At 55.0% G+C, this 20,938-nt stretch carries 17 protein-coding genes; 2 read left to right on the top strand and 15 right to left on the bottom strand.

What is annotated here, in order from left to right; translation table 11 throughout:
- Nucleotides 1–5: 5 nt before the first annotated feature.
- The 8 genes from I6L49_RS00995 to I6L49_RS00960 all read right to left on the bottom strand — a co-directional run bounded on the left by I6L49_RS00995 (nt 6) and on the right by I6L49_RS00960 (nt 10,348).
- Entirely contained in the window at nt 6–1,646 is a 1,641-nt protein-coding gene (locus I6L49_RS00995) for a GNAT family N-acetyltransferase (protein ID WP_216950383.1), read from the bottom strand.
- Nucleotides 1,646–2,260, bottom strand: coding sequence for a glutathione S-transferase family protein (locus tag I6L49_RS00990; protein WP_139460422.1), 615 nt, complete (start codon nt 2,258–2,260; stop codon nt 1,646–1,648). Before I6L49_RS00990 ends, I6L49_RS00995 begins: the two co-directional genes overlap by 1 nt.
- 36 nt (nt 2,261–2,296) lie before the next feature.
- Nucleotides 2,297–2,935, bottom strand: a complete 639-nt coding sequence (gene pdxH, locus I6L49_RS00985; RefSeq protein ID WP_019444749.1) for a pyridoxamine 5'-phosphate oxidase — start codon at nt 2,933–2,935, stop codon at nt 2,297–2,299.
- A 176-nt stretch (nt 2,936–3,111) separates the two neighbouring features.
- Nucleotides 3,112–5,223: a reprolysin-like metallopeptidase gene (locus I6L49_RS00980; RefSeq protein WP_216950382.1), complete on the bottom strand. Its 2,112-nt coding sequence runs from the start codon at nt 5,221–5,223 to the stop codon at nt 3,112–3,114.
- A gap of 291 nt (nt 5,224–5,514) precedes the next feature.
- Complete coding sequence (locus I6L49_RS00975) at nt 5,515–5,853, bottom strand: hypothetical protein (protein WP_080768659.1); 339 nt, start codon at nt 5,851–5,853, stop codon at nt 5,515–5,517.
- On the bottom strand, nt 5,832–7,796 hold the full coding sequence (locus I6L49_RS00970; protein ID WP_216950381.1) for a reprolysin-like metallopeptidase: 1,965 nt from the start codon (nt 7,794–7,796) through the stop codon (nt 5,832–5,834). Before I6L49_RS00970 ends, I6L49_RS00975 begins: the two co-directional genes overlap by 22 nt.
- A gap of 252 nt (nt 7,797–8,048) precedes the next feature.
- Nucleotides 8,049–8,378, bottom strand: coding sequence for a hypothetical protein (locus I6L49_RS00965; RefSeq protein ID WP_120415664.1), 330 nt, complete (start codon nt 8,376–8,378; stop codon nt 8,049–8,051).
- Entirely contained in the window at nt 8,375–10,348 is a 1,974-nt protein-coding gene (locus tag I6L49_RS00960) for a reprolysin-like metallopeptidase (protein WP_216950380.1), read from the bottom strand. The genes I6L49_RS00965 and I6L49_RS00960 overlap by 4 nt, the downstream gene beginning before the upstream one ends.
- 215 nt (nt 10,349–10,563) lie before the next feature.
- Here I6L49_RS00960 and I6L49_RS00955 point away from each other — a divergent pair, with 215 nt between their 5' ends.
- Nucleotides 10,564–11,775, top strand: coding sequence for an RsmB/NOP family class I SAM-dependent RNA methyltransferase (locus I6L49_RS00955; protein ID WP_047434271.1), 1,212 nt, complete (start codon nt 10,564–10,566; stop codon nt 11,773–11,775).
- A gap of 107 nt (nt 11,776–11,882) precedes the next feature.
- Here the strand turns inward: I6L49_RS00955 and I6L49_RS00950 are convergent, their stop codons facing one another.
- The 6 genes from I6L49_RS00950 to I6L49_RS00925 form a co-directional block, all read right to left on the bottom strand.
- The gene (locus tag I6L49_RS00950; RefSeq protein ID WP_216950379.1) at nt 11,883–12,272 is read right to left on the bottom strand and encodes a RidA family protein; all 390 of its coding nucleotides are present in this window, start codon (nt 12,270–12,272) and stop codon (nt 11,883–11,885) included.
- Nucleotides 12,273–12,342: 70 nt separating this feature from the next.
- A complete protein-coding gene (gene pflB / locus I6L49_RS00945) occupies nt 12,343–14,637 on the bottom strand; it encodes a formate C-acetyltransferase (RefSeq protein ID WP_216950378.1) in 2,295 nt (764 codons plus the stop codon).
- A gap of 44 nt (nt 14,638–14,681) precedes the next feature.
- Nucleotides 14,682–15,890: a propionate kinase gene (tdcD, locus tag I6L49_RS00940; RefSeq protein WP_216950377.1), complete on the bottom strand. Its 1,209-nt coding sequence runs from the start codon at nt 15,888–15,890 to the stop codon at nt 14,682–14,684.
- Between the two features lie 199 nt (nt 15,891–16,089).
- Complete coding sequence (gene tdcC, locus I6L49_RS00935) at nt 16,090–17,421, bottom strand: threonine/serine transporter TdcC (RefSeq protein WP_139398672.1); 1,332 nt, start codon at nt 17,419–17,421, stop codon at nt 16,090–16,092.
- 11 nt (nt 17,422–17,432) lie between these two features.
- Complete coding sequence (gene tdcB, locus I6L49_RS00930; RefSeq protein ID WP_005334660.1) at nt 17,433–18,437, bottom strand: bifunctional threonine ammonia-lyase/L-serine ammonia-lyase TdcB; 1,005 nt, start codon at nt 18,435–18,437, stop codon at nt 17,433–17,435.
- A 358-nt stretch (nt 18,438–18,795) separates the two neighbouring features.
- Nucleotides 18,796–19,140: a Grx4 family monothiol glutaredoxin gene (locus I6L49_RS00925; RefSeq protein WP_005353650.1), complete on the bottom strand. Its 345-nt coding sequence runs from the start codon at nt 19,138–19,140 to the stop codon at nt 18,796–18,798.
- Nucleotides 19,141–19,428: 288 nt separating this feature from the next.
- On the opposite strand from I6L49_RS00925, the gene sodB reads away from it, so the two are divergent.
- Entirely contained in the window at nt 19,429–20,013 is a 585-nt protein-coding gene (sodB, locus tag I6L49_RS00920) for a superoxide dismutase [Fe] (protein WP_019444736.1), read from the top strand.
- A gap of 112 nt (nt 20,014–20,125) precedes the next feature.
- Here the strand turns inward: sodB and I6L49_RS00915 are convergent, their stop codons facing one another.
- The gene (locus I6L49_RS00915; RefSeq protein ID WP_005334673.1) at nt 20,126–20,938 is read right to left on the bottom strand and encodes a VacJ family lipoprotein; all 813 of its coding nucleotides are present in this window, start codon (nt 20,936–20,938) and stop codon (nt 20,126–20,128) included.

Here is a 20,938-nt window from a genome sequence, read left to right as displayed (position 1 = left end):
AGGTATTACTCCTCGTACAGCAGAGCGGGCATTATTCCACACAACGGCTGGTCATTCTGAGTACCTTTGTCCAAAAATGGGAGGGTGCACTCAGGAAAACGAGCTGCAAACTGTTGCTGCAAAGCGGTTAGCGTAGCCGGGGTGGCCCTGTTCATCGCCTCCCGGTAGGCAAGCCAGAGGGCGGGAGCCTCCCGCGCCAACCGCTCAAAGGTCAGTTCGGGCGTTTGATGCCAACAACCATCCAGCTCGTCGACCAGCTCCGGCAGCTCCACCAGCAGCCGTAACTGCTGATAGCGTATCTGCGATGAGTCACCGTTGCCGCCCAGCGCCTGCGCCATCAATTGGTTGAACCAGTGGCGCCGTGATGCGCGCTTCTCGCGGCTGAGCAGATCGGGCCCCTGCCGCTGCAGCGCGGCCAGTTGCAGCAACCACGCCAGCCCCTGTTCATCCCTGTCTTTCAGCAAGACGCCGCCAAGATGGGACAACTGCTCCGGTTCGGCCTGCTCCAGCAAATCGACGGGATAACAGTGCAGCGCCAGCAACCTCTCAAGATGCGGCGGGCAGCGAATAGAGCAGGACTCCTCCCCCGCGCCCCTCTCATCCACAAAGAGCGAGATAGCCAGCTTGCCGTTGGCGCTCTGCCGATCCAACGTTACAGGATCCCACAGGATCACCACGGCGATCCGCTCATCAGCCAGCCAGCGGGAAATCTCCTCGGGCAAAGGATTGGGTAAGGAGGGAGCGCGATCCAGTCGCCAGTAACTCACCTCACACGGCTGGCGACCACTGATATGGCGCCGCCCGCGATAGTGCATCCCCACTTTTGCCATCACCCGGCCGGAGGCTAAATTGTCCGGCATATGGCGAGCCGTCAGCGCCGGCAGTTGCAGTTGGTCAAAGGCAAACTCCTTGACCAAGCCAGCGGCCCGAGTCGCCAGACCGCGATTCTGCCAGGGCACGCCCACCCACCAGGCGAGCTCGCCATTCCAGTGCAAGGAGATCACCCCAACCAGCGCCGCCCCTTGCTCCTCTGGCAAGGTGATGGCCCAGCTCCAGCCAAGGCCAAGCGCCGCCTTGCGCCAGCTTAGCGCCAGCCAGTCGCGGGCCCCCTCCGGCGGATAGGGGTGAGGAATATTGAGGGTATAGCGGGCCAGCGCCTCGTCGCTGCAGTAGCGCACTATCTCGCGCTCATCGGCGGCCTGCAGTGGTCGCAGCACGACGCCAGCGGCGTGCGAATCCTCGGCCAAAGTCGGTATCATCACGCGGCGCGCCAGCAGGCGATTAAGCACGACACCCAAATCGGCCTCGGGGGTGAGCGGCAGATCGGCCCCCACAGGGCCAAGGGTGAGCAGTCCCTGCTCCTTGGCGAGGGTCAATAGGGAGGTAGAGGCGCTGATCAGGATCTGGCGGCTGGGATCAACATGAAAATCCGCCAGCAGATCCCCATCGAGCCAGGCAGCTAGCAGGGCTCCCGGGCAGAGCACCCCGTCTGGAGGGCTGCTCGCCCAGGGTACATCGGTTTGATCGAGGGCGGCCGCCGCCTCTTTGCCCAGTAGCAGCTGCCAGCGATGACCCTGCTGCTGCCAGTGCAACAACAGCGCAGCCCACTGCGGTTGCCACAGACTGGCCTCGATCAGCAGTTCCATCAGCTGGCCTGACAGGCCGCTGGCAGCGTCAGGTGACGGGGATGGGCTTCGATACGGGCGATCCAGCTACGGATAGCAGGCCACCCCTGCAGGGAGAAGATCCCCTCCTCTGCCACGTGGGTGTAGGCATAAAGGGCGATATCGGCGATGGTAGGCGCATCACCGCACAGATAGGGGCTCTGTTTCAGCTGCTGCTCCATTACCGCCAGCGCCTTCTCGCCACCGGCTTTCAGCCCGTCGAGACGCGCCTCCTGCGACTCGGGGCGGCCGAGATAGTGAACGATAAAGCGGGCCACCGCGATATAGGGCTCATGACTGTACTGCTCGAAGAACATCCACTTGAGCACCTCGGCCTGCTGGCGCGGATCGGTGGGCCACAAAGACGAGCCCTGCGCCAGATAGAAGAGGATGGCATTGGATTCCGCCAGCGTATCGCCCTGGCCAATCTCCAGCACCGGGATCTTGCCGTTGGGGTTCTTGGCCAGAAATGCGGGGGTACGGGTATCCCCCGCCTGAATATCCACCTCAACCCACTCGAGGGGCAGCTCCAGCCAGCGGGCCAGCAGCCACACCTTGTAACAGTTGCCGGAACGCAGATCACCATACAGACGCATACACACTCCTTGTGAAAACAGAATTGAACAGCGCGCTCAGGGTGCCAGACGCTCGATATGCCAGCCATCCCCGTCGCGGGTGTAGTAGAAGCGGTCGTGCAGCCGGTGCTCGCCCCCCTGCCAGAACTCCACCGTCTCGATCACCACCCGGAATCCGCCCCAGAAGCTCGGCAGCGGCACTTCGCCATTGGCAAACTTCTGCTTGAGCTCGAGGAACTTGGCCTCCAGCACGCCCCGGGCCGAGATGCGGGTCGACTGTTTGGAGACCCAGGCCGCGATCTGGCTATCCTTGGGACGACTGTGGAAATACTTCATCACCTCGAAGGTGCTCATCTTCTCCACCCGGCCGGTCACATGCACTTGACGGTCGAGCGTATGCCAGGGGAAGAGCAAACTGATGCGGGGATTGCCTTCCAGCTGCTGCGCCTTGCGACTCCCCATGTTGGTGTAAAAGACCATCCCCTGGGCGTCGTAGTGCTTGAGCAGCACGGTACGCTGCCAGGGCTGACCATCGGCATCGACGGTCGCCACCACCATGGCGGTGGGATCGGTCAGTTTGGCCTCACAGGCCTGCGCCAACCACTTCTCGAAAAGCGCCAGCGGCTCGGCCGGCAGATCGGCCCGGTGCAGACCGCCACGGGTATACTCACGGCGCAGATCAGCAACATCCATCATCTTGATTTTCCTTCAAATAAATAATGGTTCCACGACCATCAAGAGAGTGACGCAGGCATTGTGCGCTCGATAAAGCGACCTTGTAAACCATACAAAAAAAGCGAAGAGGCTAACGCCTCTTCGCTTGGTTTATCAATTGACCAAAGATGGGTAATGTCACCCTTGGGTTATCTGGTTTAGTAGCTCATGATCTCACGACGACGCAGCAGCGCAGCGATACCAAGGCCCAACAGCGCGAACAGACCGGTCGAACCGCCGCCATTGCTTTCAGGCTGGGGAGCCGGTGTATCACTGCTCTTGGTCGCCAGTTTTGGCGTAATGGCATAGAAGATATTGTCGCTACAGGCCAGCTTGAGGCGAACAGCGCTGCCAGCATTGGCCGGAATGGTCACCTCATGGGCGCCATTGTTGTTCACGCCATTGACCAGCGGCTGCCAGCTCTTGCCTTCATCGTTGCTATAACTGATATCGACCCGCTGACAGTTGACAGGATGACGGTCCGTGCCAGCTACTTGCCAATTCACTGTGGTCGGGCTACCAACCAGCATACGCTGGTCAGATGCCGGTTCAATCTTGAAGGTTTGTGCGCCTGTATCGACCACCTCGACCGAGGTCTCACCATAGGCACCACCGCCTTTGCCATCACGGGCGACCAGACGGAAGTTAAGGGTGCGCGGCACATTGACCCAGACATCACCTTTCTCAGCTTCCCCTTTTAACTGGGTAGCCAGCGAAGGAAAGTGACGAACCGGGGAAGTTGTCGGCGCGGCGTAACGATACAGGGGGCCGGTTGCAAGGCGACCGGAACTCAATTGATCGCCACTGGTCGTTGCATCCCCCAGATCGACCTGCTCCCAAGTATAGGTAAGGGTATCGCCGTCAATATCATTACCCTTGCCACTCAGGCTAAATGCCACACCTTTAGGGATCACATGCACTGGCGGCACTTCGGTAATTTCCGGCTCCAAATTGTCCCCATTCTGTCTCGGAATAGAGGCGCCACAACGCGATGCGATAGTCGGTGCAAGAATCGCTGCGTCCTTGATTTCGATCTCCCCTTTCTGCGCTTTGGCTTCTCTCGCGATGATATGGTGCAGCATCTGCTCAATCGACTTGCTATGAAAATAAGCCTCGCTGTTGAGCTGTACGTTTTGCTCCCCCATCAAACCCGCATAACCCATTATTGAACTACCACTGCCTGGCTCCCATGCCATAGAGGGCTCTCTTTGTGTCCCATTTGCATTGTAGGTATGATTGGCGCCAAATTGATGGCCAATTTCATGCGCAACGAAGTCAATAAAAAATGCATCACCAACAGGATTGATATTTCCCGTAACAGCTTGAGACCTAGATGAATAAAAATATCCTATGTCATCACATAATGACCCAACTCTCGCCGAACCTGCATCTTTACCCGCGGTCAATACATGGCCAAGGTCGAAATAACCAATCTCTCTACTAATCAGTTTCTCTCTCTGAATTCTAGCATTTATAAGAGTATCTCTTGTTTCACCTGGATATCTACCATTCACAAAAGGATCGTCAGCAAGATTTTCGAATATAATATTGTGATTTCCCTCTGCCAATACGAAACGAACACCCAAGTCCCTTTCATACACCTCATTTAAACGGTTAACCAATACAGCCAGTGAATCCAAGGCTTGCGCCTTGCCGCCAAAGAACTTGGTATATGCACCAGTGGTAGAGAATGCAATGCTGTACTGGGTAAGCGCTGCCTTGCTATAACTAGCCTCGTTACGAGCCGCTTCAGTATTATTTTCTAGATTTTTTTTCGGCTCGGACTTGTCAATGATCTCATTGATATTCTTGCCACTCATTGAATGTGCATCTTTTTTGTAATAGACAGCGTAGGTACCGTTGCGCTGAATATCGACAAACACCTGCTCTCCAGCATGCATAAACATGCCGTTAAAACCGCGTGGAGAAATATTAAAGCGACCGGTATTGCTGGCGGTACCCACTTCATGCCCTTTATAGGTCATGATATCTGGGTATTTTGCTGCCAGTGCAGGCGGTAATACGGAATAGGCTTCCAATTCATATTGCACCATCTTGCCATCAGGCAATGGTAGCGCAATCACGGTTTGGCCCAAGCGCAGATTTTCTAAAAAATCCGGTTCTACCTCAAAGATATTGTATGCGCGAGCCCTTACAGGTTCATCGGCCTGCTTGCTGCGTTTTTCGATCATATGCCATGGGGATGCCAGCGCGATATTGGCTGACATTGCGATGACAACTGAGATTGCATTTATTGTGAACTTCATCATTATTAATCACCTGACTGAACAGCCGGCGAGAATAACGTGACGCAAATCACAATTCAACTTTTTCAATAAAAATTAAATGAATTTTATTTCATTTGAAATCATAAAGTTAGTGAGTCATAGTTTATAAACAGCTCATTTTGTTAGCATTTTTAATAGAGTTAAAACTCCAAAAAAGTATATGGGGGCTCATATGTGAGTCATCGAATCATTCCCATGAGACTATCACTATGTTTGGAATATTAGAGTTATAACTCCAATCATGCCGATTTACACGCCGTTGTGAAACAGCCACTACGGCCTTGAAATCGCCTCCGGCATGCACCTTTCCAGCATCTGTCGGTTATATCGGGTGGCATAGTCAATCCGCTGCTCAAACTCCGACTCCTTACCCATCTCAATCACATCACCGAACCCTTTCAGATAACGGACTCCGCACCGGGTTCTCGCTTCTGCTTGCAATGACTCCACAACCCCCGGAGCCATACCGCCGCGCCCGCCACGCACGATGAGCCGATAATCCTGAGCAGCAAGACTTTCATCTATTGCCTCGGTCAGTGATGCGGCCACAACAGGCGCTGCGCAGATATATAGAAACAGCAAACTGACGGCTAACCGTAATACCTGCGCCATCCGGCTGCTCCTCCCATCAGGAGGATCACGATAAGATTCACTGCACCACCACCACCGCCGCCACCCGCATTGTTGTCGGTAATGACAGTTGCACTTTCCGTAGTGGCAGACGCATTACCTCTTATCCCATTGATAGAGAAAAAAATATTATTGCTGCATGCCAGCTTCAGCCTAGCCGTGCTGGTCAACGGTGCAGGCAACACCACACTGGCCGAACCGTTATTGGCAAGCCCGCTTGCCAGCGTAGTCCAAGTAGAACCACCATTCTGTGTCAGTGCCAAATCCACGCTGGGACAATTGATAGGAGGCTGATTGGTCCCAGCAACATTCCATGTCACTAGCTGAGTACTACCCGCCACCATGGCGCCGATCTGCGGAGCTGTGATGGCAAATGCCGCGCCGGTATTGATCACCTGAACCACCATTTCATCACTGCTCACCGCCCCCTGACCATCACGTACGGTAAGGCGGAACTGGAGATTGCGATTGGTCGCAGGCCACGCTTCTCCTTTGGCCAAGACACCCGATATCAGAGAGCTCATGGCGGGCAATGTTCTACGGGGATCCGATGTTGGTGAAACAAAGCGAAACAGCGGGCGGGTTCCATCATCCACCATGGTTGCCACGCTGTAGGATGCATTGCCAAGATCAACCTGCTCCCAGGTGTAACTGAGGGGATGACCATCCAGATCCAGCGCACTACCGACAAGAGTGAAAGGCGTATTGGCGGGGATCACCCTATCGCCCCCCGCATCCACAACCGGCGCGTTATTGGCAAGCGCCAGGTCGGTGCCGCAGGAGGGCAGAGAGGCCATCAGAGCCCGCATCTGCTCGATCGACTTGCTGTGAAAGAAAGGTGTGCTGTTAACCTGCAGATTCTCCTCACCACAGATCCCGGCATAGGCCATGATGGTCGAGCCACTGCCCGGTTCCCAAGCTGAGCTAGCCTTGCGACCTGTTGCACAACTGTCGGCCATGCCATTGAAGGAGTGCTCGGCCCCCAGCTGGTGCCCCAATTCGTGAGCCACATAATCAATAAAGAACGCATCACCGATAGGCTGTGAGCCTCCGGTCATGCCCCGTGAACGGCTGAAAGGGTTGCATAAAGATCTCAGGGTCGCCACCCCGCCGCCTGATGTCGCCAGCAGATGGCCCAGATCAAAAGAAGGATTGAGCAACACCCCCTGTTGGGTCTGGTTGATTGCGATATCCTGGGTCGAGTTGGTGAAAGGATCCGTCGCAGGATCGGTGAAAATCACATTATCCGTATCAGCTGCAAGCTGAAACTCGGCCCCCACATCACGGCGATAGACTTCATTGACCCGATTAAGCAGTGTTGCAATGGCCGAGAGTGCTGCAACCTTGGTACCACCGTGATACTGGGTATATTCCCCGGTTGCCGAGATGGCGATAGTGTAGCGCTTGCGCAAATTGCCATCGACCAGCACAGCTCGCTCACGCTCGATACCATGAGGATCAATCACCTGATCCACATCCTGTCGCCGCCAGGCATCTTGCTGTTCATAAACGGCATAAGAGAAACCGTCCTGAAGCGGATCGACATAAAAGGTACGCCCCTGATGGGTAAACATACCGTGAAAACCATGTATGGTGACATCAAATCGGCCTGTATCCGCCGCCCGATCGATAGCCTTCCCACTGTAAGTATTGATAGAAGGGTAGCGCTGGGCCAAAGGCTCCGGGAGCAAGGCATTGGGATGAACATCAAACTGCACCGTAGTGCCATCCGGCAATGGCAAGGTCAATACACTGGCGAGATGCCCGGGTTCAAAAGGCTTGTCAGGAACCACCACTCTGACCTTTTCAGCTCGCACATCATAGCTCCCTCCCCTTTCCAAGTTTTCATCCATGAAGGTCCACTGTGGTTCTGCTGCAACCTGAACAGACAAACTGGTGATAATCACCGCAATGCCATGCTTCATAGAGCCTCCTTGCCCTACCTTGGTGACAACAAGTATGGTGCAGCGTCAATTGACGATCTGCGTGACAGACAGAAAAGAAAATTCGCACAAAACTTCTGTCACGCTGAAAAATCGTGCTACACCCGCGCTCCCATCTCAGGCAATACAGACTGGCCCCATTCAACAACGGAAAAAAGTGAAGGCGCCATTGGCGCCTTCACTGATAGATAGGGGGCTGAATATCCCCTTCATTTGGATTGGTTCGTTGGTGTATTACTGCTTGCCAGCGCCCGATGCTATTGGGCAATGAATCACCATACGCTGGTTATACTCGCTGGCGTAAGCGCTCAACTTGGCATGTATCTCTTGCTGACCGGGCCTTATCACATCGCCCAATCCATCCAGATAACGCTTGCCACAGCGCGCCTTGGCCTCTGCCTGCTGCTCGGCTGCAATACCGGGGGCGAACTCTCCCCGCCCGGCTATCACTATCAGGCGGTAATCCTGCCTGGCGAGGTTTGCACTCAGCTCCTGTTCCAGCGTGCTGGCATCGGCCTGACAACCGCCGAGCATGACAAGCAGCAACAGAGGGACTCCCTTCATGTGCGCCTCCGTTGCCAGCCGAGCAGCGCCAGAGCCAGCGCCCACAATCCGATCGCCCCGCCACCACCGCCGCCACCTGAAGTCGAGCCACCTTGCACCAGAGGCAATTTGAGGGGACTGATGGCAAAGAAGATATTGTCGCTGCATGCCACTTTCAGCCTGACGCTACTGGTGAGATCGGCAGGCAACGTTACCGTTGCTGCGCCGTTATTGGGTTGTCCGGCGGCGAGCATTGTCCAGCTTACGCCCTCATCCTGAGTCACCGAGATGTCCACCTTGCTGCAACTGATCGGCGCCACAGTTGTGCCCGCCACATCCCATGCTATGGCCTGACTGGCCCCCGGCGTGAGAGTCACCCCGTAAAACGGGTTGGTGATGCGAAATGCCGCACCGGTATTGATCACTTGCACTTTCATGTCATCACTGGCAACTCCACCCTGACCATCACGCACCGTCAGTCTGAAATTGAGATCCCGGTTGGTAGTCGGCCAGGCCTCTCCTTTGGCAAGCGTGCCGGAGAGCAGGGATGGCAAACTCGGCAGGATCCGCTCCGGCGATGCCGTGGGAGAGACAAAACGAAACAGCGGCCGGGAGCCATCGTCAATCATGGTGGCGGCACTACTCGATTCAGTACCCAGATCGATCTGCTCCCAGTTGTAGAGCAGAGAATCATTATCCAGATCTCCACCAGCCCCTTTTAACATAAAGGCCGTATTGGCAGGGATCACATAGTCCCCCCCTGCTGCTGCCTGCGGGGCATTATTGCTCAACACGAGTGTGGTTCCACAAGTCGATACGGTCGCCATGTGCGCACGCATCTGCTCGATGGACTTGCTATGAAAATAGGGGTCGCTGTGAGTCTGGATATTCTCATCACCACAAATACCGGCATAGGCCATGATGGAGCTGCCACTACCTGGCTCATAGGCTTGATTGGCAACCCGGGTACCTGCACCGCAACTCCCGGTAGTGCCGTTGAAGGTATGATCAGCACCAAACTGGTGGCCAATTTCATGAGCCACATAGTCAACGAAGAAGGCATCTCCCACCGGTGTGGGTGAACCCGACATCCCACCAGACTTCTGATTGGTGCAGAGCACTGCCAATCCGGCCAGACCGCCGCCATTGGTATTCAGGACATGGCCGATATCAAAATTACCGAGCTGCATATTGGTAAAGTAATAAGCCTGTACCCCGATATTGGTCTGCGCATCCGAATTATCATTGGCAAACAAGTCGCTGGCCGGATCGGTAAAGATCAGGTTGTCATTGCCACTGGCCAGCACGAATTCGGCGCCCACATCCCGTTGATAGACCTGATTGACGCGGTTGAGCAAGGTCGCAATCGCCGCCATGGTAAGCGCTTTGGAGCCACCGTGGTATTGGGTAAATTCTCCTGTCGCCGAAATGGCAATGACGTAGCGCTTGCGAACATTGCCATCCACTTGCACCTTGCGCACCAGTTTGCTGAGCTTGAGCCCTATCACCTCATCTGCAGCCTCTTCCAATCGACTATGGGCATCCTGCTGGTAATAGACGGCGTAGCCTTCGGCATTGCGCAGCGGATCGACAAATACCATCTTGCCCTGATGGCTGAACATGGCGTGGAAACCTTGCGGCCCCAGATCGAAGCGCCCTGTCTCTATCGGATGCGCCGGGTTGTGACCCTTGAAGGTGCGGATCTGCGGATACTTGGCGGCAAGATCTGCAGGCAGCAAGTCGTAGGCTTCCAGAGCAAAGGTGACCTCCCCCCCATCGGGCAGCGGCAGGGTCAGCTCACTCGCCCCGGCTTGCAGCCCGGCAAAAAAATCGAGCGGCACCTTGGCCACCCGAAACTGATTGGCCCGCACCTCATAACCTTGCTCCGCAGTCGCTCTGGCGGCTACCGTGCTCCACTCGCTGGCCATCAGGCTGGTTGACCCCAACAAACTGGCCACCAGGGCCAACGAACACTTACTGGTCACATGCATCTTTGTCATCCTTGTAGTCATGCACTTTTTTGAACCATTACCGGCATCATTATCCCGCCGAATCAAGAAGCCCGGCGCCACTGTTTCAGACACTCACCCATGGGGAGTGTTGCGCCAACCCCGTCTAACCCCTATCATTGCGCGGATTTGTCAATTTTAGAACTGCCCCTCTTCACAAAGGTGCGGTTCATCTTTATCTGGCCAAGGTTAATCTCATGCTCAAATCCCCACTGTTGCCCCGTTTCGGGGATCTGGTCGTTGCCATTGTTGACGATGTGCTCGGTCAGGGTCTTACCCTCGACCGCGCCTATGCCCGTCACTTCTCCGGCATCGAACTAAAACCGCAAGAACAGGCAAGGATTGCCCTGGTCACCGGCGACCTGCTGCGCCGTCTCAGCCTCTATTGCTTCCTCACCGGTATTCAGGTGCGTCAGGCCGAAAAGAATGTCTGGCCGCTGCTGCACAGCTGGCACGCCTTCCACAAAATTGCCCAGCCCAACCACCCGACCCTGGATCGCTTCAATGAAGAAGCATTCCGCCGCCGTCTGACCGAGGCGAAGAAGAACCCGGTATTGATGGATGGTTGCCCGAGCTGGCTGGAGAAACTGGGAAGCGAGCAGCTGGGTGAAGCCTGGCCTGCCGAGCGTGCCGCCCTGGCCTGGATGCCCAAGCGATACCTGCGGGTCAACACCCTCAAGTGCACCCGTGATGAGCTGCAAGCCATGCTGGCCAAAGAGCAGGTCACCACCATTCCGGTTGAAGGTGTGGAGACTGCCCTGCAGGTCACCTCCGACGCAGCCCTGTTCCGTACCAAGGCCTTTGCCGATGGTTGCTTCGAACAGCAGGACGCTGGCTCCCAGCTGGTTGCTGCTGCGCTGGAAGTTGCCCCAGGCATGCGCGTTATCGACGCCTGCGCCGGTGCCGGTGGCAAGACCCTGCATATCGCCGCCATGATGCAGGGCAAAGGCCGCCTGCTGGCAATGGATGTGGAAGAGTGGAAGCTGGAGAACCTCAAGCAACGCGCTCGTCGCGCCGGTGCCCACAACGTGGAGACCCGGGTCATCACCAGCAGCAAGACCGTCAAGCGCCTCAAAGAGAGCGCCGACCGCGTACTGCTGGACGTGCCCTGCTCCGGTCTTGGCGTACTCAAGCGCAATCCGGATGCCAAGTGGCGTGATACCGCCGAGCGTCTGCCGGTGCTGGTCGCGCTGCAAGAAGAGATCCTGCAGCGTTACAGCCAGATGGTGAAAGTGGGTGGTCTGCTGGTTTATGCAACCTGCTCCATCCTGCCCGAGGAGAACCGCCAGCAGGTGGACAAGTTCCTCGCAGCCAACGAGAACTTCCGTCTGCGTGACGATCACACCGTGAGTCCGTCCGAGACCGGCTTCGACGGCTTCTACATGGCTCGTATCGAACGGATCGCCTGATCCAGCGTGACCTGCTCCTTGCGCCCTTATCGCGCACGGCGGGTTCGATGAAAAAAGAGCGGCAGCCCTCGGGCTACCGCTCTTTTTTATTGGCTGGGATCGCCGCGTCAGGACTCCAGCGCAGCAATCGCCTCAATCTCGATCTTCACATCCTTCGGCAAGCGGGCCACTTCCACGCAAGAGCGCGCCGGATACATGGCATCGTGCTTGGTGAAAAAGTCGTTGTAGACCTGATTCACCGCAGCAAAGTCGTTCAGATCCGAGACAAACACAGTGGTCTTGATGATGTTGCGCACCTGGCCGCCTGCCGCTTCGATAATCGCCTGAACGTTTTGCAACGAACGCAGGGTCTGCGCTTCGATCCCCTCCGCAACGTCGCCGCTCACCGGGTCCAGCGGGATCTGACCGGAGGTGTAGAGGATGTTGCCAATCCGGGTGGCCTGCACATAGGGGCCGATGGCACCCGGTGCCGCTTTGGTACTGATAACCTGTCGCATCTTTAGCTTTCTCCTTGATTTCATATAAGTGGTCAGCCCGGAGCAAACCCGCTCACTCCGGGCACATCAATCAGATCATGTTGGTGAAGGTTCTGGAGATGACGTCCTGCTGCTGCTCGCGGGTCAGGGCGTTGAAGCGCACCGCATAACCGGAGACCCGGATGGTCAGGCTGGGGTACTTGTCCGGATTCTCGATGGCATCCAGCAGCATCTCGCGGTTCATCACGTTGACGTTGAGGTGCTGGCCCCCTTCCACATCCCGCTCATGGTGGAAGTAGCCATCCATCAGCCCCACCAGATTGTTCTCGCGATTGGCCGGCTCCTTGCCGAGCGCCCCCGGCACGATGGAGAAGGTGTAGGAGATCCCGTCCTTGGCGTATTTGAACGGCAGCTTGGCCACCGAGGCGAGCGAAGCAACCGCCCCCTTCCGATCCCGACCGTGCATCGGGTTGGCCCCCGGGGCAAACGGGGCACCGGCGCGGCGGCCATCCGGTGTGTTGCCGGTCTTCTGGCCATAGACCACGTTGGAGGTGATGGTCAGGATCGACTGGGTCGGCACCGCATTGCGGTAGGTCGGCAGCGCCTGGATCTTCTTCATGAAGCGCTCGACCAAATCGCAGGCGATGGAGTCGGCCCGCTCGTCATTGTTGCCGTACTGGGGATACTCCCCCTCAATCACGAAATCGACCGCCAGCCCATCCGCATCGCGCACCGGCTTGACCCGGGCGTACTTGATGGCTGCCAGCGAATCGACCGCTACCGATAGACCGGCGATACCGCAGGCCATGGTGCGATAGACGTCGCGGTCGTGCAGCGCCATCAGCGAGGCCTCGTAGCTGTACTTGTCGTGCATGTAGTGGATAAGGTTCAACGCGCTGATGTACTGCACCGCCAGCCAATCCATAAAGCTGTCGAGGCTGGCCATGACGGTCTCGTAATCCAGCACCTCGTCCATGATGGGCGCCACTTTCGGGCCAACCTGGATCTTAAGCTTCTCGTCCACCCCGCCGTTGATGCAATAGAGCAGGGTCTTGGCGAGGTTGGCGCGGGCACCGAAGAACTGCATCTGCTTGCCGATCACCATGGGACTCACGCAGCAGGCGATGGCGTAATCATCGCTCTCGAAGTCGGTGCGCATCAGGTCATCGTTTTCATACTGCAGGGATGACGTATCGATGGAGACACGGGCGGCATAGGTCTTGAAGGCCCGCGGCAATCCTTCCGCCCAGAGGATGGTGAGGTTGGGCTCGGGCGCTGGCCCCATGGTCTTGAGGGTGTGGAGGTAACGGAAGGAGTTCTTGGTCACCAGAGTACGACCATCCAGCCCCATGCCACCAATCACCTCGGTCGCCCAGATGGGATCGCCGGAGAAGAGGGAGTCAAACTCCGGGGTACGCAGGAAACGTACCATGCGGATCTTCATGATGAAGTGATCGACCAGCTCCTGGGCATCCTGTTCGCTGATAAGCCCCGCCTTAAGATCCCGCTCGATATAGATGTCGAGGAAGGTGGCAGTACGACCGAGGGACATGGCTCCGCCATTTTGCGACTTCACCGCCGCCAAATAGGCAAAGTAGAGCCACTGCACCGCCTGCTGGGCAGTGCGCGCCGGCCCGGAGATGTCAAAGCCGTAGCTGGCCGCCATCTGCTTGATCTGCACCAGTGCCCGCTTGTGCTCGGCCAGCTCCTCGCGCTGGCGGATCACCTGCTCCAGCTGCTCTCCCCGCTCGAGCGCCGGTTGCAGATCGGCAAACTGCAGCTCCCGCTCACGGATTAGATAATCTATGCCATAGAGCGCGACCCGACGATAATCTCCGATAATGCGACCACGGCCGTAACCATCCGGCAAACCGGTCAAAATTCCCGATTTTCTGCAGCGCAACATCTCGGGAGAGTAGACGTCGAACACCCCCTGATTATGGGTTTTGCGCAATTCGCTGAAGGTATATTCAAATTCGGGATCCATCTCCCGGCCATATGCTTCAAAAGAGCTGCGGATCATATTTACGCCGCCAAATGGGTGCAGTGCTCTTTTAAGGGGCTTGTCGGTTTGCAGGCCAACAATCTTTTCCAGCCCTTGCTCGATATAACCCGGTCCGTGGGCAGTAATGGTCGTGGCAATATTGGTATCAAAATCGACCGGTGCGTGGGTGGCGTTCTCGATACGGATCCCCTCCATCACCTTGTTCCACAAAGTGGTGGTCGCTTCTGTGGCATCTGCTAAAAACTGTTCGTCACCTTCATAGGGGGTGTAGTTCTGCTGGATAAAATCACGGACGTTGATCTCGTGCTTCCAGTTTTCACCGACAAAACCTTGCCATGCCTGACGGAATTTATCCTGATCCAATTGCATATCAACTTTCATCAAATAAACCTCATTCACTACTCATGACACTACAGTGGAAGATGTCAGACGCACTCGGCCTGACGAACCTGCTGCCCCAGACGAATGGCATCCAGCGCGATCATTTTCTCTTCATTGGTGGGAATAACCGCCGCCAGCACCATGGACTCTGCCGCCGAAATTACCCGGCAGCCCTCGCTATTGGGACGCTGGTTAAACGGCTCGCTGATCGCTACGCCAAATACCTGAAGTCGTTCGCATACCAGCTTTCTGATAAAGGCCGAGTTCTCGCCGATCCCGCCGGTGAAAATAACGGCATCCAGCCGGCGCAATGAGGTGGCATGGCCGCCGATATGGCGGGCAATACGGTGGACAAAAGCGTGAATGGCCAGTTTCGCGCCGGGATGTCCTTCGTGATAGGCAGCTTCCAATACCCGCATATCGGAGGAGAGCCCCGAAATACCCAGCAGACCGGACTGCTTGTTCAATACCCGCTCGATATCCTCGATGGATTGCCCCGTCTTGCTAGCGATATAGGCCAGCGCGCCAAAATCGATATCGCCGCTTCGGCTGCCCATGATCAACCCTTCCAGCGGCGTCATCCCCATCGAGGTATCGACGCTCTTGCCATCCTGTACCGCGCAAATAGAGGCGCCATTGCCCAGATGGGCGATAACCAGACCGGCATGCTGCTCATCCAGCCCCATAAATACGCAGGCCTGCTCGGCCACATAGCGATGGGAGGTGCCATGGAAGCCATAGCGGCGCACGCCGTAATCCTGCAAATATTGGTAAGGCAGCCCATAGATATAGGCTTCCGGCTTCAGGGTCTGGTGAAAACCGGTATCAAATACCGCAATTTGGGGTTGTGTGGGAAATAGCTGACGAGCCGCCATCACACCACTCAAATTGGCGTGATTGTGCAGGGGAGCCAAGGGTGACACCTGCTTTATTTTGGCCAATACATGTTCATCAATGATCACGGCTTCGCTAAATTCACTACCACCATGAGCAATTCGATGACCCACCAGTGCAATGGCATCCAGCAGACCCCTTTTTTTCAATTCCGCCGCGATGGCAGCCAATGCACAGGTGTGGTTATTTTCAGCTAATGACATTGCGGGCTCTTTACCCACTTGCAATTGTGGATGGGCCGTCTCAATACCATCCGCCATACCGGATATCACCACCTCACAGGATTGACTCTCCAGTACCGAGAATTTGACCGATGAGGAGCCGCAATTGATAACCAGAACCAACGAATCAAACTTCATTACATCGCCTCGAGATTAATAGTGTCGAGTCACTGCAGTCAGAGCATTTCGCCATAAACAGAAAGTCAAAAAACGGCAAGCCTTACCCAGGGCCCACATAATTGTGGCCAACGAAGAACCGGTTATTGCTCATGTCTGACTGCACCATCCAGACCCCGCCAGGGGGGCCTGAATGGTTGATGACTTGCAGAAAAAGTTTTCAGAACAGCTTGGAAACTATATTCAGGATGGTCAGCACACCGATGATGGTGACAAACAGGTTGCTGGCCTGACCTTTATATTTTGCAAGTGCCGGTGTCTTGCTCACCGCATACATCGGCAGCAGACAGAGCAGGGAAGCGATGATTGGCGCCCCCATTGCCTCAATCAGGTCGAGGATGTTGGGGTTCACATAAGCGACCAGCCAGGTGGATCCCATGATGAACAACATACTGACCATATTGAGTTTTTTACTGGAAACCTTGCTCTTGTCGCCCTGGTAGCCAAAGCGGAGGATAAGGCCATTCAACCCTTCCAACGTCCCCAGATAGTGACCGAAGAAGGATTTGAAGATAGCAACCAGCGCGATAATGGACGCCGCATACTCCAGGGTGGTGGCAAACGCAGACTTGCTGCCCGTCATTGAGGAGAAGTGGTTAGCCAGATAGGAGAGCACCGGAATATTCTGGGCTTTGGCTTCCGCCATGTTTTGCGGTGACAGGGTAAAGAGGCAGCTGAAGGCAAAGAACATCACCACGGCCACCATCAGCATGCTGGCACCGGAGATAATCTTCGAGCAGCGCTTCTCGGTAAAATCACGCCCGAACTCCTGCTCATACTCTTCCCGTTTGGAGACAATGAAAGAAGAGACAATCGGCGAGAAGTTGAAGGAGAAGACCATGATGGAGATCCCCAGCCAGACGGTAACCAGAATACCATCGTGACCAAACATCGATATCTCGCTCAGATTGACCTGATCAAAGACGGCACTGTTCCAGTACGGGACGAGGGAGAGAGAGATAACGATCAGACTGGCAATAAAGGGAAAGACCAGATAGCTCATCACCTTGACCATCAGATCTTTACCGAAGTAGATCACGAATGCCATCAACATCAACAATGCCAGTGCAACCACACCTCGATTAAGCGGAACCAACTGTAGTTGATGCTCCCAAAATGCCATAAAGGTATTGGTGATCGTCACACCATATATCCACAGCAGTGGGCAGATGGCAAAGAAATAGAGGAAGGTAATTACCACTCCACCCATCTTTCCAAAATGTTCTTCAACGGTCTCGGTAATATTTGCCGATGGATTACTGCCAGAAAGACATAATCTGGCCAACGCCCTATGGCAATAAAATGCAATGGGGTAAGCCAACGCCAACATGATTAATATTGGGATCAGGCCACCATATCCGGCCCGGATTGGAAAGAACAAGACTCCAGCCCCGATAGCAGTACCGAACAGACCTAATCCCCATGTGGTATCCGATTTACGCCATGCACGAGTATTCTCTTTACTGCCGGTGACAACACTGTCTAATATCATGACTGCATTCCTTACAGGCTAAATTGACGAATATTGTTCTGTTCGATAATTTCGGCGATCCGGGTCAGATCAATATTGCCACCCGAAATAATGCTGACGGTCTTTTTACCTTCGACATAATGTTTCAGCTTGCCACTGAGCAGCGCTGCCGAGGCCAGAGCTCCCGCCCCTTCGGTAATCACCTTGTTGCGCTGAATAAGGTCAACCATGCTATGACGAATATCATCCTCGGTGACCAGTACAATATCATCCACCAATTGTTTGACGATTTCGAAGGTCAGTGAACCGGGTCTTGCCACATCACAGCCATCGGCTAGCGTGCTGCTGGTTCTGTGATTGGTCATGGTACCGGCATAGAAAGAGGCCGCCATACCGTGCACATTCTCGGATTGCACACCAATCACCTTGATGGTCGGATTAATAGATTTGATAGCCATGGCAACACCGGCAATCAAACCACCACCACCGATCGGCACTATGATGTTATCGACATCATAGAGATCCTCGATAATTTCCAGGCCAATGGTGCCCTGGCCGGCAATCACTTTTGCATCGTCGAAGGGGGGAATAAATACGCGGCCTTCCATCTCCACGATTTCGCTGACTTTGGCAATGGTGTCATTGAAGCTATTTCCATGGAGGATCACTTTGGCTGAATAGTCACTGGTTGCAGCAATTTTGGATTTGGGGGCACAGCAAGGCATGACCACCTTGGCATCAATTCCCAGCATGGCACTGGAGAGTGATACACCTTGGGCATGATTGCCCGCCGAGCAGGCGACAACACCTTTTTGTCGGTCTTCAAGACTTAATGAACTGAGTTTGTTGAAGGCACCACGAATTTTAAAAGAGCCTGTACGTTGCATGTTTTCAAGCTTGAGGTAAACCTCGCCATGGCAACGTTCGCTGATGTAGTTAGAGGGTAGTTGCGCGGTCTTGTATATATGATTGGTCAGTCTTTTTTTGGCTTCAGTAATATCATGAAGACCAATGGGCAGATTGCTATACATCTTCATCGCAAATCTCTTTTTATTTATTAATTTGTAGGGTTTTATTTCACAGGGCGAAGCGATACTAGGTTCTATCACTTGCAATTAATGTGAGCATAAACACAAAAAAATCTACAAAGAGACTGCGTTACGGTGAAATTATCAAAAAATGTGATGGCAACAACACTTGAATCCAAATGGATTAAAAAAAGTAATCAGATATTGGCGAAAAATATAATTAACAACTCCAAAACAAAGCCGTAAAGATTAGATTTTTCAGGGCAATTGCGTTGCTTTTTGCAACCGGCAATCAGTTGCTTGCCTGCCAGAACCGGGACAACAAAAAAGGGAGCCATAAGCCCCCCCATCGACAACACAGAACCGATTACTCGGCTGCAGCATCATCTTTCTTGTACTTGGCAGCAGTCTCTTTGATAAGAGCCTGCAACTCGCCAGCCTGGAACATCTCGATCATGATGTCACAGCCACCGATCAGCTCACCTTCAACCCACAGTTGGGGGAAGGTCGGCCAGTTGGCGAATTTTGGCAATTCGGCGCGGATATCCGGATTCTGCAGGATATCAACGTAGGCAAACGGCTCGCCGCAGGACATCAGAGCCTGGGAGGCCTGGGCAGAGAAGCCACAGCTGGGTAGCTTGGGGGAGCCCTTCATGTAGATGATGATGGGGTTGTCAGCCAGCTGCTGCTTAATCTTTTCAATAGTTTCCATAGGTGCCTCACTAGAGCGATTTCGGCGGCCATTCTACTGCAATCTTGCCCGAGCACAAACTGACAAAGGGGTGACCCGGCTTGAATTGTGCAAAGAACCCACACAGGATTGATCGCGATCATGGCGCCAATCAAGAGTTGTTAGGCCATCTTTGATACTGCTACAATCCCTTGGCTTTGGGCTACCCAGCCCCATCATTTTAAAAACAACTCTTTTCACATATAGAAAAGAGTACGCAATGTCTTGCAACCGTCGCCTTCGCACGGTCCAGCCAATGGAGAGTAGAAAATGGCATTCGAACTTCCCGCTCTGCCCTATGCAATCAACGCTCTGGAACCGCACATCTCCCAGGAAACTCTGGAATATCACCACGGCAAGCACCACAACACCTACGTGGTCAACCTGAACAATCTGGTGCCGGGTACCGAGTTTGAAGGCAAGTCTCTGGAAGAGATCATCAAGACCTCCAACGGCGGCATCTTCAACAACGCCGCCCAGATCTGGAATCACACCTTCTACTGGCACTGCCTCTCCCCGAATGGCGGTGGCGAGCCGACTGGCGCCCTGGCTGAGGCCATCAACAAGGCATTCGGCTCCTTCGCCGAGTTCAAAGATGCCTTCACCAAGTCTGCCATCGGCAACTTCGGTTCCAGCTGGACTTGGCTGGTGAAGAAAGCTGACGGCTCTCTGGCTATCGTCAACACCTCCAACGCCGGCTGCCCGCTGACTGAAGCCGGTACCACCCCGCTGCTGACCGTTGACCTGTGGGAGCACGCCTACTACATCGACTTCCGCAACCTGCGTCCGAAGTACATGGAAACCTTCTGGGCTCTGGTTAACTGGGAATTCGTGGCCAAGAATCTAGCTGCTTAATCAGCCTAGCTTGCCAAAACGCCCCGCACTGCGGGGCGTTTTTTTATCTCGATAGGGCTGCGTAAATGAATAAGGCGCCCGCAGGCGCCTTTTACATATCGAGATGACCCGCTTACTGGTCCAGCTCGTCCATATATTCATCCAGATTGGCATCGTCAGCCTGCTCTTGCTGAGACGCTTTCAGCTCGGTCTGCTTGCCCGTCACCTTGCCCTGGTTATATTGCAGGTAGAAGTCCTTGGTCAGCGCATAAGGATCGAGGGAGTTGTCGATGATCCGCTCCTGATCGATCAGCTTGGCACGTGTGCCCAAGCCATCCAGTGCCCAATGTGCAACCTTCATCGGGAAGGTTAACAAGGCATAGGGGAAGTAGAAGCTGTCAATCGCATCGCCAACCAGCTCCCGGGTGGTAGTCGGGCCGTAAACAGGCACCATGATGTAGGCACCATTACCGATATCGGCCCTGCCCAGCACGGTATCCATCTCCAGCTTGTTGCGCTCAAGGCCGGCATGTTTGGCCACATCGAAGATACCCAGCAGACCGACCGTGGTGTTGAGTGTAAAGCGCCCCAGGTTGGTGCCCGCCCCCTTCAAATCGCCGGTGATCAGATGGTTCACCATGCTGCTTGGCTCATCAAAGTTGGCAACAAAGTTGGCAATGCCATCCTTCACCCCGACCGGAATGTAGCGGGCATAGGCATGTACCACAGGACGTGCCACATAGGGCTCCAGCACATCATAGTTGACCGCCCACATGGCCCGGTTGGCCCCCTGGAAGGGATCGCGCGGATCGGCCGCCGTACTGGTGGCACCCGGATTATTCATGCCGGGATTGAGATCCAGACTCTCTGGGCCAGGCTTGGGTGGGCCACCGGCACAGCCAGCCAGCAAGAGGGCTGCCAGTATGGCCCCTGAACGAAGATACAT

Source organism: Aeromonas sp. FDAARGOS 1419 (genome assembly GCF_019047045.1).
Classification (GTDB): domain Bacteria; phylum Pseudomonadota; class Gammaproteobacteria; order Enterobacterales; family Aeromonadaceae; genus Aeromonas; species Aeromonas veronii.
Note: the sequence above shows the minus strand (reverse complement) of the source record. Positions and strands in the feature narration are given on the sequence as shown.

Coding starts and splice junctions, on each gene's coding strand:
- I6L49_RS00995 (WP_216950383.1), bottom strand. CDS start 1,646: ATGGAACTGCTGATCGAGGCCAGTCTGTGGCAACCGCAGTGGGCTGCG.
- I6L49_RS00990 (WP_139460422.1), bottom strand. CDS start 2,260: ATGCGTCTGTATGGTGATCTGCGTTCCGGCAACTGTTACAAGGTGTGG.
- pdxH (WP_019444749.1), bottom strand. CDS start 2,935: ATGATGGATGTTGCTGATCTGCGCCGTGAGTATACCCGTGGCGGTCTG.
- I6L49_RS00980 (WP_216950382.1), bottom strand. CDS start 5,223: ATGATGAAGTTCACAATAAATGCAATCTCAGTTGTCATCGCAATGTCA.
- I6L49_RS00975 (WP_080768659.1), bottom strand. CDS start 5,853: ATGGCGCAGGTATTACGGTTAGCCGTCAGTTTGCTGTTTCTATATATC.
- I6L49_RS00970 (WP_216950381.1), bottom strand. CDS start 7,796: ATGAAGCATGGCATTGCGGTGATTATCACCAGTTTGTCTGTTCAGGTT.
- I6L49_RS00965 (WP_120415664.1), bottom strand. CDS start 8,378: ATGAAGGGAGTCCCTCTGTTGCTGCTTGTCATGCTCGGCGGTTGTCAG.
- I6L49_RS00960 (WP_216950380.1), bottom strand. CDS start 10,348: ATGCATGTGACCAGTAAGTGTTCGTTGGCCCTGGTGGCCAGTTTGTTG.
- I6L49_RS00955 (WP_047434271.1), top strand. CDS start 10,564: ATGCTCAAATCCCCACTGTTGCCCCGTTTCGGGGATCTGGTCGTTGCC.
- I6L49_RS00950 (WP_216950379.1), bottom strand. CDS start 12,272: ATGCGACAGGTTATCAGTACCAAAGCGGCACCGGGTGCCATCGGCCCC.
- pflB (WP_216950378.1), bottom strand. CDS start 14,637: ATGAAAGTTGATATGCAATTGGATCAGGATAAATTCCGTCAGGCATGG.
- tdcD (WP_216950377.1), bottom strand. CDS start 15,890: ATGAAGTTTGATTCGTTGGTTCTGGTTATCAATTGCGGCTCCTCATCG.
- tdcC (WP_139398672.1), bottom strand. CDS start 17,421: ATGATATTAGACAGTGTTGTCACCGGCAGTAAAGAGAATACTCGTGCA.
- tdcB (WP_005334660.1), bottom strand. CDS start 18,437: ATGAAGATGTATAGCAATCTGCCCATTGGTCTTCATGATATTACTGAA.
- I6L49_RS00925 (WP_005353650.1), bottom strand. CDS start 19,140: ATGGAAACTATTGAAAAGATTAAGCAGCAGCTGGCTGACAACCCCATC.
- sodB (WP_019444736.1), top strand. CDS start 19,429: ATGGCATTCGAACTTCCCGCTCTGCCCTATGCAATCAACGCTCTGGAA.
- I6L49_RS00915 (WP_005334673.1), bottom strand. CDS start 20,938: ATGTATCTTCGTTCAGGGGCCATACTGGCAGCCCTCTTGCTGGCTGGC.